Here is an 11,973-nt window from a genome sequence, read left to right as displayed (position 1 = left end):
GGATGTATAAAGAGGGGTTGTCTAAAAGTTGACAACCTTTCTTTTTTTAACTTGAAGTATATTCTGTTTTAATAAAGTAGAAAAATTTAAAAAAAGAGTAATAATTCCGAAAATGGGGGCATCGAGAGTTTTTTATAATAAAGGTAAAAGGAAGAAAGGGGAAAGTGGATGAAGACAAAGATAAAGGGAAGGTATGTCATAGGCTATGACGGGGAAGACCATGTTATCATCGAAAATGCTGAAGTTGTTTATGAACAAGACACTATTATATATGTCGGTAAAAATTACACAGGTGAAATAAATGAATTAATCGATGTAGGGAATGCCGTCATTAGCCCTGGTTTTATTGATTTAAATGCGTTAGGAGATATCGACCATGATATTTTACACCTTGAGGCAAGTACAAACAGACAGAAAAACTTGCTCTGGTCCGCGCAATATATTAAGGATGGACACCATGAAGTGATGACCGCTGAAGAAGAAGCTTTTAAATCTCTTTATGCCTACACGCAGCTAATTCTCCACGGGATTACAACGGCGATGCCAATTACGTCAGTTTTTTATAAAAAATGGGCTGAAACATATGAGGAGTTAGCCGCAGCTGCAAACCATGCGGGGAACCTTGGGTTAAGAATTTATCTTGGTCCTAGCTATCAATCTGGGACCAGGGTAGTACAACCCGATGGTACTATCAAGCTGTATATGGATGAAGAAGCCGGTAAAGAGGGATTAAAACGGGCGGTTAGATTTGTGGAGGAATTTGACGGTGCTTTTGATGGACTAGTTCGGGGCATGCTTGCACCTGAACGGATAGAATGCCAAACAATCGATAGCTTGTCACAAACGAAGTATTTTAGCGAAAAGCTGGGAGTTCCAATTAAACTCCATGCGGCACAAGGAACCTTTGAATATCATACTATTGTGGAAAAATATGGGGTTACTCCGATTCGCTTCTTATACGACCTTGGCTTCTTAGGGCCCAAAACTGGGATCCCACACGCTCACTATATTGCCGGATATAGTGAAGCGAAAGTTGGTGAAGGGAACGATATCGCACTTCTGCAAGAAACTGGGACGACAGTGATTCATTGTCCGTTAATTATTGGCAGGCACATGTCAGCTTTAGAGTCATTTGCGAAATATAAAAGAGCAGGAATTAATATAGCCCTCGGAACGGATACCTTCCCTCCGGATATTTTCCAAAACATCCGGACCGGAAGCATGTTTGCTCGTTTTATTGAAAAAGAAGTCAAAGATTCAACATACGCTGATTTCTTTAGGGCAGCAACACTCGGTGGTGCTAAATTCCTCGGCAGGGCCGATCTCGGCAGGCTCGCTGTTGGTGCGAAAGCTGATATTATTGCCATTGATTTGGATGGATTTCACATGGGGGTTCTGGATGACCCAATTCGCACGATGGTAGCAGGCGGAACTGGAAGAGATGTGAAATTATCTGTCATCAATGGCAGGATTGTCATGAAGGATCAGCAAATTCCAAACGTTAATTTAGAAGAAATTAAATTCAAAGGGCAACAATATTTTAATAAAATGAGAAAGGGATATATGGAAAGAGATTATCAGCAGCTTCCGGAACGACAATTATTTCCAACATCCTTTAGAGTTGTAGAATCTATTAAAAATGAAAGAAAGTAGTAAAGATATTAAAAAAGGAAGTAAAGATATTTGAAATATTATTATCTGAATATTTTTTATAATTAGACAAAGGTTAAACCCTTTTAAAAAATATTCAGGAGGTAAGATTGATGAAGAGAAATAGGGGATTAGGAAGATTCTTTATTGTCATGCTAATGATGATGGTAATCATGGCGGGTTGTTCAACAAAAAAAGATGTTAGCAGTGACACCAAAAAAAGTGACTCAGCCGCTAAAGAAGGGGGAACTCTGGTCATTGCACGCTTATCTGATGCTGAAAATTTGGACCACCATTTTATGTCTACCATTAATGCCGCAAGTATTACTCATCGGAAGATTTATGAGGGTTTAGTTGGCCGTGATAAAAATGCTCAAATAAAGCCCTTGCTAGCGGAAAAGTGGGAGCAAAAGGACGATACAACCTGGGAGTTTACCCTAAGAAAAGGTGTAAAGTTCCATGATGGAACTGAATTTAAGGCAAATGCTGTCAAAGCTACCTTTGATCGTTTATTAGACCCAAACGTTGGTTCACCGAGAGCAGTTGTATTTAAAATGGTCAAGGAAGTAAAGGTTATTGATGATTATACCGTTCAGTTTATCTTATCTGAGCCGTTCTCTCCGTTACTCTCTATCTTAGCGAGCCATGAAGGCGGTATTATCAATCCAAAAACGATTGAGAAATATGGCAAGAAAATTATCCAAGAGCCAAATGGAACAGGTCCATTTGTATTCGAATCCTGGACACCGGGTCAAGAAATTGTCTTAAAAAAGAACAACGATTATTGGGGAGAAAAAGCAAGGGTGGATAAAGTTGTATTCAAGGTTGTTCCTGAAGAAACGACAAGAATATCGATGCTTGAAACGGGAGAAGCTCATATAGCTGAACCGCTTTCCGTACCGATGATGGATACAGTAAAAACTTCAAAGGCAATCGATGTTTACCGCAGTGAAGGATATGGAACAGAGTATATTGGTTTTAATGTTCAGAAGAAACCTTTTAACGATGTTCGTGTTCGAAAGGCTATATCCTACGCTGTTGAAATGGATTCCATTATTAAAGGTGTTTATAACAATGTTGGGAAAAAAGCGAATTCCTTATTGGGCTCTAAAGTATTTGGCTACAATGATGCAATGAAGGCCTATGAATATAATTTAAATGAAGCGAAAAAGCTGCTTGCAGAAGCAGGCTATTCGAATGGATTGGAAATAACTCTTAAAACGATGGATAGCAAAGAGCGAATCAATATGGCCGAAGTTCTTCAATCTCAATTAAAAGGGATCGGCGTTAAGGTTAATATTCAAGTATTGGAGTATGGAACATTTGTAGAGCAAGTAAACAAAGGTGATTCAGAAATGTTTATTATCAGCTGGAGAAATGCTACTGGAGATGCTGATTATAATCAATATAATCTTTTCCATACAAGTTCCCAAGGTGGGGCAGGAAACACCTTTTTCTACAGCAACAAAGAGGTTGATAGTTTAATTGAAGCAGCTAGGAGAGAAAAGGATCAAGAAAAACGCAAGGAGCTTTATGCGCAATCACAAGAATTAGAAATGAAGGATGTAGTTTATATTCCGGTCCGTGTGATAGAAAACCTAGCAGCTGTCTCAAAAAATGTAGAAGGCTTTGCGATTAGCCCATCAGGCTATTTAGAAATAAACGATGTATCTATTAAATAACTTTAAAACAGATAAAAGGGATATCTCTGTGGGGTACCCCCTTTTATCTTTTGCTCTGAAAAGAAAGGAAGTTAGAGAATGAATAGAAGTTTTTGGTTAAAGAATGTTCGTTTGGAAACAGGTTACATTAAAGAGAACGGAAGAGTTGCAGGGACAGAAACAGGGCTATTTCAGTTATTAATTGAAAATGGCAAGATTACTAGAATAATCGATGCATCAGAGACACTCTTGAATGAATTACCCGTGATGAACGCGGAAGGCCTGCTTCTCATCCCATCCTTTGTTGAAAAGCATGTTCATTTAGACAAAACCTATATGGGAGATCGCTGGAGGGCCTGTATACCAGCATCAGGTGTGATTGAACGGTGTGAAATAGAAAAAAACATTCTTACTTCGATATCATCCAGTACGCAGGAACGTGCAGAAGCGCTGCTTGAGGTGTTATTATCGTTCGGATCCACTCATGTTAGAACCCACGTGGATATTTATCCTGAGGTAAAATTGCAAAATTTAGAAGGAGTAAAACAAGCTTTAGAAACATATTCCTATAAATTAAGTTCAGAAATTGTTGCCTTTGCTCAGCACGGCTTGCTGCGGCCAGGGACAGTTGAACTCGTAAAAGAAGCATTAAGAAATGGTGCCGGGATTGTGGGTGCTGTCGATCCTGCAACTGTTGATAATAATATCGAAGCATCATTAGTACAGTTAATGGATTTGGCAGTCGAGGCAAATGCCGATATCGATTTGCATTTACATGACCCTGGACACTTAGGAACCTTCACGATGAAACGGCTAGCCTATTTAACGAAGCAGGCAAGCTGGGAGGGAAGAGTTGCCATAAGCCATGCATTTGGCCTTGGCGATGTTTCGCAGGGAGAGGCCGTAGAAATGGCTGAGATTTTAAAGGATGCAGGAATATCGATTGTGACCAGTCTACCAATTGGCCGCAACATACCTCCTGTTCCGCTTCTTACTGAATGTGGTGTAGAAGTGGCTGTGGGGAATGATAATATCTTTGATTCATGGTGGCCAACTGGTAACGGGGATGTACTTGAAAGAGTGGGCAGATTAGTAGAAAGAAGCCGCTGGACAAATGAAGTTTCCTTAGGGCAGGCACTTAAATATATTACCGGCGGTTTAACACCGTTGGACAAAGAAGGTAATCAGATTTGGCCAAAACCAGGGAGCACCGCCAATATGATTCTGGTTGAAGCGAGCTGCTCGGCCGATGCTGTTGCAAGAAGAGCCAAGCGGAAAGCGGTTTTTTATAATGGAAATATCGTATCTGGCTCACTTTAAAACACAAAATGAAACCTAACAAAAAGGGGATGACGCGGTCATCCCCTTTTTGCAGCTCCTGGAAAATACTTTGCCGCTTTTATTGTCCGATAGTTTACCCAATTGAAAAATAGATATAATATGACTGCTGAAAATATTCCTGTAAACCAAGAAATGCTATAAAGCGGTTTTAGAATAGGGAGAAAATTCCCTATTAAACTAAAAATCCCAGCTAAAAGTGTAGCAGATAATGCAGGAATATTCACTGGTTTTGTAGTTTGCCTTGAAGAATATAAGTCTTGTAAATTAATTTTTTTCTTACTTATAAAAAAATAATGAGCCAGCATAATCCCAATTACAGGACTTAACAAGCCACCAACTAGATTTAAAAATGAAAAAATACTCGTTGAATCTTCCATCAGCTTCCAAGGCATGATTAGAATTCCGATAATGGTGCTAATTAAAGCACCAGATTTAAAGCCTAATTTTTTGGGGAAGAGTGCGGCCAACTGATAGCCTGCCGGAATAATATTCCCAACAATATTGACAGATATGGTGGATAAGCAAAGCGTCAACAAGGAGATTGCGATGGCAAATGTACTATCAAATTTGTCTATCACTTCTAACACATTCCAGATGGGAACCCCGAAAGCAATTTCCGAACCAATAATAATCGTAATACTCGCAATAGCAAAAAGAAAATAGGTAAGAATTAATCCCACTATCTGCCCAATTGACTGGTCTCCATTCGAGCGTGCAAATCTGGTGACATCGGAAACACTTACAATTTGGGCAACCCAGGTTGCCAATATTGCAGAAATGCAACTAATGAAAATCAATACGGGACTTCCTTCAATTCCTTTTGGACTATAGTTCAAAATGGGAATAATCCCGCCGGCGAGGTTAACCGCCCAAACAGACATTCCGCCAAAAACAACGAAAACTAATGGAGAAATGATTTTATTTAGTTTTCCTAATGAGTCAATACCGGCAAAAATAAAAAAGACGTTAATGAACCAAAAGAGGAGAAAGGAAAGAAAATTGGTTAAATTTAACCCTAAAAAGCTCCAATTTCCTCCCAGTGAAAAAAAACCTGGCCAAAATTCCCCAATTAATATGGAAACGGCCAAACTGCCGGCATAGGTTTGCAGTCCAAACCACATGATGGCGGCAATGATACCTCTGAGCACTCCCGGAAAAACTGCTCCCCTAACTCCAAAGCTTGACCGAAGCAGAATAGAGAACGGAATTCCATACTTAGCACCGGCATGACCATTCAAAACTAACATACCTGCAAGAAGTACAGATGAAATCATGATGATAAAAAAAACCTGCCATATTGTTAAACCCAACGCGAAGAAGCCGCCAATTGTAACATAAGAAGGGATGTTATGGACCGACCCCATCCAAATAGAGAAAAAATGTCCTTTTTTCCATGTTCTTGCTTCAGGTTGTGTTGGTAATAGGTCATGGCTTAACATGGATAAATCTTCGAATAGGGATTGTGATTGTCTCAATGCTGCTCCCTCCAAAAGTCGTAAAATACCTAAGATTCTATAGGTGCTTTTTTAAAAATGTATACAAACAAACAGATGACACCCGATATCGCAAAGCTAATCCAAACCGCTTTAAGGTCATTGGTGAACGGAATGAATAAAAAGCCCCCCGCGGCTCCAATCAATGAGGAATATGGTATGACCATGGGAATGGGTTTGCTGCTAAGAATGATGTACAGCATTGGAATAATTATCGAGGCATAAATATTTCCGAAAAAGAACAATAATTTCAATGGATTCGGCGTAAGAATACTGACAATTACTAGCAAACAAACACAAACTATTCCAGAAAAAATATAGGAGTATTTCCATCTTTCATGGTTCGTTAATGGCCGAAACAATTCCAACACATTTTTTACAAACAAGGTAGTAGTTGCGTGCAATTCAGCATTTATCGCAGAAGAAATTGCGCTAAAGCAAAATAATACAAATAATATAATCAGCATTGTGGACTGAATTTTGTCAACTAATTCAAACAAAAGCGAATATATATTCTTATAGCTTCTACCGAACATAATAATCATTAATAAAGATGATAAGGCTAGAGGGATGGTTGCCCAGATCCCCCCCGCTAAAGAAAAGGTCATTGTTACCTTTTCTTTTTGAATTATAAATACTCTTTGCCAGGTGGCACGGTCCATCATAATCTGTCCAAAGAAGATTAAAAGGGCGGTAAATATAAACCATATCGCATCCATATTTTTAAAGTATAAAATATAGGGATGGTAAAGCTTTATTCCGTCATATACGGGATGGACCCCTTCTTGAATATAAAAATAGACAGGAATCAGGAGGACTGCGCCAAATATCAAAGCCACATTAACGCCGGAAAACTGATGAATTCTCTGCATTCCGCTTACTCCACCTACAAAAAAACAAAAGCCCATAAACAGTATCATCCCGATAAATACGGGAATAGGGAAAATAATATGTATGAGAATCCCTGCACCCATTGCTTGAATAAAAAGCGAATAAAAGCTCGTCACCAAAAGAATAAACATTATATACCAATATCCGCTAGGAGTCAGCTTTTGCCGCATCACATCCCCAATCGTTTGTTCATTGGGAAAATTCTTTCGGATTTTTTTTGCTAAAAATCCAAATAAGACGAGAGCAAGAGCCCCCATTAACGAATAACCGATGGCACCGGTGATTCCGTATTTTACTAGTGTTTCCGGTGCAGAAAGTATCGTATTTCCGGTAATCCAGCGTGCCAATAAGCTGACAACTCCGAAGCTTACTCCTAATTTTACAGCACCACTAATGTAAAATTGATAATCCTTCCTACTCAACGCAATGTCTCCTTCAGTCGGTAGTCACGTGGGGAATATCCAGTTATTTTACGAAAAATTTGACTAAAATAATGCTGACTGTTAAATCCACATCTGTCTGAAATAGTATTAATACTTAGTTCGGGATTTTCAATTAACATTCTTTGAGCTTCCTTTAATCGATAGTCATTTAAATATTCTGAAAACCCCATCCCAACTTCCTCATGAAATTTTCTGCTAAAATAAGCTGGATTTATATGAATTTTCGAAGCCAAATAATTCAATGTCAATTTCTCACTATATTCTTGGTGAATAATTTGCAGGGCGTTCATGATTGGTTCAGAGTAACGTCCAATACGTTCGTATCTTTTTAACACTTCAAGTAATTCATCTTCAATAACCGGCTTAGTAATGTAATCAACAACACCAAGTCGTATAGAAGTTTGAGCATATTCAAAATTTTGAAAAGCTGTAACCATAATGATATCCATTTTATGAGAACGAGTTAGTTCCGCGGCTAATTCTAATCCTGATTTTCCCGGAAGCTGAATATCCAAAAAGGCAAGCATGATATCATGTTGTTTCAGAATTTGAACAGCCTGGGATGCATCTTGTGCTTTGAAAAATTTCCATGTTGGAAATCTTTTTTGGATTAAGTATTCAAGCTGCTCTAACTCTAGCGGCTCATCATCAACTAACATGATATTCATAATCGTTTATCTCCTTGATTTTCGTTCTTATTTACAAATGGAAAAACAGCCAAAATGTTGGTTTTATCATTTAACGATGTTAATTGAATAGAAGTATGTTCAGGTGAAAATAAAAGCTCCAGTCTTTTGGCGATATTTTCTAACCCCAGCCCCCCCTTATGAGGCTGGTCTTCATGTTTTTCACTGGAACTGTTCCATACCGTTACATGTACATACTTCTCTTTTTTCTCAACAATTATTTTTAAGAACGCTTCTCCTGCATATTTTTCAAATGAATGCTTAAATGCATTCTCCACAAATGTCTGGATTAAAAAGGGGATAATAACGGCCTGTCCAACAGAAGGATCCAAAGCGATTTCATAATGGAGTCTGTCCCGAAACCTTATCTTTTGAATTTCTAAGTAATATTTAATATAAGTCATTTCATCGTTGATCGTTATTAAGGGAGAATTCGTTTGATACTTAAATTTAAGCAGCCTTGAAAGAGCTTCAATAGAACGTATTAATTCAGTTTTACGTTCGAGCCTTGCCAAACTTAATATGGAATTCAATGTGTTAAAAAGGAAATGCGGCTGTATTTCCTGGTTTAATTGATTATATAGGGCAGTTTGAAGTTCTCTTTGCAACGCAATTTCCCGTGTTTGTTTTTCCAAAAGGTCAATCCGTTTTTCGAAAATGAATAAAAACAGCAGTGTGAATGCACCTAATAAAGGTGCTAGCACACAAAACATAATATAAAGGGAGAAAGCATCCATCGAAAGCATATAAAGTAATTCTCCTTTACATGTCGAAAAGGGAGTATGACTCACTCCCTTTTTTAATATAATATTTTATACATATTTTTTATTATTTGAAAATATTTTTATTTTGCAAGTTCCTCGGCGTAGTGACAGCTGACAAAATGATTTTCCCCTAATTTTCTAAGGGCTGGTTCCTCATTATTACACTTTTCTGTTGCAAACGGGCAACGTGTATGGAACCGGCATCCGCTTGGCGGGTTAATAGGGGAGGGGACATCACCTTTTAATATGACCCGCTCTCTTTTTAACTCCGGGTCAGGTACCGGAATTGATGATAATAATGCTTTGGTATAAGGGTGGAGCGGTGAATCAAACAAAGCCTTTTTCTCAGCAATCTCGACTACCTTACCTAAATACATCACCATGACTCGGTCAGAAATGTGCCGTACCACACTTAAATCGTGTGAGATGAAAAGAAAAGTGAGCTGAAACTGATTTTGCAGCTTTTTTAATAGGTTAAGAATTTGTGCCTGAATCGATACATCCAAAGCTGAGACAGCTTCATCACAAATGATTAATTTCGGATTCACCGCCAGTGCCCTGGCAATCCCAATCCTCTGACGTTGGCCGCCGCTGAACTCATGAGGATATCGATCTAATGCTTCTGGCGGGAGACCAACATACCCGAGTAATTCTAACATTCTTTCCATTCTTTTTGGTTTTGGAACGACCTCTTGAATGGCCATCGCTTCATTCAAAATTTGTTTTACTGTTTGTCTTGGATTAAGAGAGGCGAAAGGATCTTGAAAAATTACCTGCAGGTCTCCTCTTAACTTTCGCATTTCTTTTTTATTTAAATCCAAAATATTTTGTCCTGAATAATAAACCTTTCCATCTGTAGGTTCATCAAGTCTTAAAATTGCCCGCCCGGTGGTAGATTTGCCGCAGCCGGATTCGCCGACAATGCTTAAAGTCTCACCTTCAAAAAGATGGAAAGAAACATCGTCAACTGCCTTTACATAAGACTTTGGTTTAAAAAGGGAGTCTGATTTGACAGGAAAATACTGCTTTAAATTTTCTACTTGTAATAATAGTTTTTTCTCAGCTTGTGCCTGCATTATTTTACAGCCTCCTGTTGTTGGAATTCTGTCCATTGACTGGTATACATCCAGCAACGGACCTTTACACCATCCGGCTGTGCCGCCAGTTCTGGTAGACGCTCATGGCAAATTGGCTGTTTAAAGGGACATCTGGATGCAAATCGGCACCCAGGAGGCATATTATAGGGACTTGGGACACTGCCTTCAATGGTTCGCAATTCATCTTGATCCTCATGGATTTTAGGTAATGAGGCTATTAAACCTTGCGTGTAAGGATGTTTTGGATCTGAAAAAATCTTATTAGTTGGCGCATGTTCTACAATGTTACCGGCATACATGACGGCAACTGTATCACAGGTTTCAGCAACAACTCCCAAATCGTGGGTAATCATAATAACGCCCATCCCGAGCTTTGTTTGTAAATCTTTTATCAATTCTAAGATTTGCGCCTGAATAGTTACATCCAAGGCTGTTGTCGGTTCATCCGCAATTAACACCTCAGGAGTACAAGCTAGTGCCATTGCAATCATGACACGCTGCCTCATGCCGCCGCTTAATTGAAAAGGTTCCTGTTTTGCTCTTTTTTCAGGAGAGGGTATACCAACTAACTTCAGCATTTCTACTGCCTTGTCCCATGCCTCTTTTTTACCCATCTTTTGATGGAGTCTTAATGCTTCGGCGATTTGTTCTCCAACAGGGATGACAGGGTTTAACGAGGTCATCGGTTCCTGGAAAATCATCGAGATTTCATTTCCACGAATTTTCCTCATTTCATCTTCTGAAAGGGAGACTAAGTCTTTACCTTTAAACAGAATCTGCCCACCGGCAATTTTTCCGGGAGGGGAGGGGATTAACCTAAGAATGGAAAGGGATGTCATACTTTTTCCACAGCCGGATTCACCTACAATCCCTAATGTTTCGCCCTTCCTTAGTGTAAAATCGATGCCGTCAACGGCTTTACTGACACCACGCTTCGTGTGGAAATGTGTTTTTAAACCTTTCACTTCTAAAATCGGTCTGTTTTCAGCATTCATGACCGTTCACCGCCTTTTAATTTAGTTCAATCCGTTTATTAAAGAATCGATATAGTACATCAACACATAAATTCACGATAACGAAAACTAGCGAGGCTACTAATACTCCTCCTTGTACCATTGGAAGATCGCGCATCCTGATAGAATCTACGATCATCCTTCCTAATCCATTAATAGCGAAAATCGACTCGACTAAAACGGTTCCGCCAAGCAATGCGCCAAACTGTAGGCCAACAACGGTGATTACAGGAATTAATGCGTTACGTAATGCATGCTTATATACGATTACTCGCTCACGAAGACCTTTAGCACGAGCAGTTCTAATATAATCCTGACGAATAACTTCAAGCATACTTGACCTCGTCATTCGGGCAACAATAGCTGCGCCGCCAGCACCTAATGTAAGAGCTGGAAGGATCACGTGAAGAATGCTTTCCCATCCGGCGACTGGCAGTATCTGCAATTTTACAGAAAAGAAATACATCATCATTAAACCAAACCAAAAGCTTGGTAATGAAATCCCTAATAAAGCGACAATCATAACCGTTGTATCTGTTAGGGAATATGGTTTAACTGCAGATATGATGCCAGCAGCCATCCCTAAAACGATCGTTATGATAATACTGAATAAGGCAAGCTCCATAGTTATTGGTAATCTAACCAATATTTCCTCTAGAACAGGCTGGCTATTTTTAAGGGATACTCCAAAATCACCACGAAAAACGTTCATCAAGTAATCAAAATACTGTACGTATAGTGGTCTATTTAACCCTAATTGCTCCCGAATGGCTTCAATGGTATCTTTTGAAGCACCTTCGCCAGCAAGCAATACAGCGGGGTCCCCCGGAACAAGCTGCATAATAATGAACACTACAAACGTTACCCCAATAACCACAGGAATTGTTTGCATTAAACGGCGTAAGATAAACATTAACATCGTTGGTCAACCTCC

At 39.1% G+C, this 11,973-nt stretch carries 10 protein-coding genes; 3 read left to right on the top strand and 7 right to left on the bottom strand.

The window, feature by feature from the left end:
* Positions 1-168: 168 nt before the first annotated feature.
* The 3 genes from KHB02_RS01125 (at position 169) to KHB02_RS01115 (ending at position 4,631) form a co-directional block, all read left to right on the top strand.
* Positions 169-1,653, top strand: a complete 1,485-nt coding sequence (locus KHB02_RS01125) for an amidohydrolase family protein (protein WP_213140512.1) — start codon at positions 169-171, stop codon at positions 1,651-1,653.
* A gap of 110 nt (positions 1,654-1,763) precedes the next feature.
* A complete protein-coding gene (locus KHB02_RS01120; RefSeq protein WP_213140511.1) occupies positions 1,764-3,332 on the top strand; it encodes a glutathione ABC transporter substrate-binding protein in 1,569 nt (522 codons plus the stop codon).
* 78 nt (positions 3,333-3,410) lie between these two features.
* Entirely contained in the window at positions 3,411-4,631 is a 1,221-nt protein-coding gene (locus KHB02_RS01115) for an amidohydrolase (RefSeq protein ID WP_213140510.1), read from the top strand.
* A 38-nt stretch (positions 4,632-4,669) separates the two neighbouring features.
* On the opposite strand, the gene ncs1 is transcribed toward KHB02_RS01115, so the two are convergent.
* The 7 genes from ncs1 to nikB form a co-directional block, all read right to left on the bottom strand.
* On the bottom strand, positions 4,670-6,127 hold the full coding sequence (gene ncs1, locus KHB02_RS01110) for an NCS1 family nucleobase:cation symporter (protein WP_241113645.1): 1,458 nt from the start codon (positions 6,125-6,127) through the stop codon (positions 4,670-4,672).
* 29 nt (positions 6,128-6,156) lie between these two features.
* Positions 6,157-7,458: an SLC5/6 family protein gene (locus tag KHB02_RS01105; RefSeq protein WP_213140509.1), complete on the bottom strand. Its 1,302-nt coding sequence runs from the start codon at positions 7,456-7,458 to the stop codon at positions 6,157-6,159.
* Positions 7,455-8,147 carry a response regulator transcription factor gene (locus KHB02_RS01100; protein ID WP_213116054.1) on the bottom strand — a complete coding sequence of 231 codons (693 nt, stop codon included), beginning with the start codon at positions 8,145-8,147 and terminating at the stop codon, positions 7,455-7,457. The genes KHB02_RS01105 and KHB02_RS01100 overlap by 4 nt, the downstream gene beginning before the upstream one ends.
* Entirely contained in the window at positions 8,144-8,911 is a 768-nt protein-coding gene (locus tag KHB02_RS01095) for a sensor histidine kinase (RefSeq protein ID WP_213140508.1), read from the bottom strand. Before KHB02_RS01095 ends, KHB02_RS01100 begins: the two co-directional genes overlap by 4 nt.
* A 98-nt stretch (positions 8,912-9,009) precedes the next feature.
* The gene (locus tag KHB02_RS01090) at positions 9,010-10,005 is read right to left on the bottom strand and encodes an ABC transporter ATP-binding protein (RefSeq protein WP_213140507.1); all 996 of its coding nucleotides are present in this window, start codon (positions 10,003-10,005) and stop codon (positions 9,010-9,012) included.
* Positions 10,005-11,021 (bottom strand): ABC transporter ATP-binding protein, encoded by a 1,017-nt coding sequence (locus KHB02_RS01085; protein ID WP_213140506.1) that lies wholly within the window; start codon positions 11,019-11,021, stop codon positions 10,005-10,007. The genes KHB02_RS01090 and KHB02_RS01085 overlap by 1 nt, the downstream gene beginning before the upstream one ends.
* 16 nt (positions 11,022-11,037) lie before the next feature.
* A complete protein-coding gene (gene nikB / locus KHB02_RS01080; RefSeq protein ID WP_213140505.1) occupies positions 11,038-11,958 on the bottom strand; it encodes a nickel ABC transporter permease in 921 nt (306 codons plus the stop codon).
* Between the last annotated feature and the right edge of the window lie 15 nt (positions 11,959-11,973).

The organism is Neobacillus citreus (assembly GCF_018343545.2).
In the GTDB taxonomy this organism is placed as follows: Bacteria; Bacillota; Bacilli; order Bacillales; family Cytobacillaceae; genus Neobacillus; species Neobacillus citreus.
The sequence above is the reverse complement of the archived record's forward strand: the minus strand, read 5'-3'. Positions and strand labels throughout refer to the sequence as shown.

Coding starts and splice junctions, on each gene's coding strand:
- KHB02_RS01125 (WP_213140512.1), top strand. CDS start 169: ATGAAGACAAAGATAAAGGGAAGGTATGTCATAGGCTATGACGGGGAA.
- KHB02_RS01120 (WP_213140511.1), top strand. CDS start 1,764: ATGAAGAGAAATAGGGGATTAGGAAGATTCTTTATTGTCATGCTAATG.
- KHB02_RS01115 (WP_213140510.1), top strand. CDS start 3,411: ATGAATAGAAGTTTTTGGTTAAAGAATGTTCGTTTGGAAACAGGTTAC.
- KHB02_RS01100 (WP_213116054.1), bottom strand. CDS start 8,147: ATGAATATCATGTTAGTTGATGATGAGCCGCTAGAGTTAGAGCAGCTT.
- KHB02_RS01095 (WP_213140508.1), bottom strand. CDS start 8,911: ATGCTTTCGATGGATGCTTTCTCCCTTTATATTATGTTTTGTGTGCTA.
- KHB02_RS01090 (WP_213140507.1), bottom strand. CDS start 10,005: ATGCAGGCACAAGCTGAGAAAAAACTATTATTACAAGTAGAAAATTTA.
- KHB02_RS01085 (WP_213140506.1), bottom strand. CDS start 11,021: ATGAATGCTGAAAACAGACCGATTTTAGAAGTGAAAGGTTTAAAAACA.
- nikB (WP_213140505.1), bottom strand. CDS start 11,958: ATGTTAATGTTTATCTTACGCCGTTTAATGCAAACAATTCCTGTGGTT.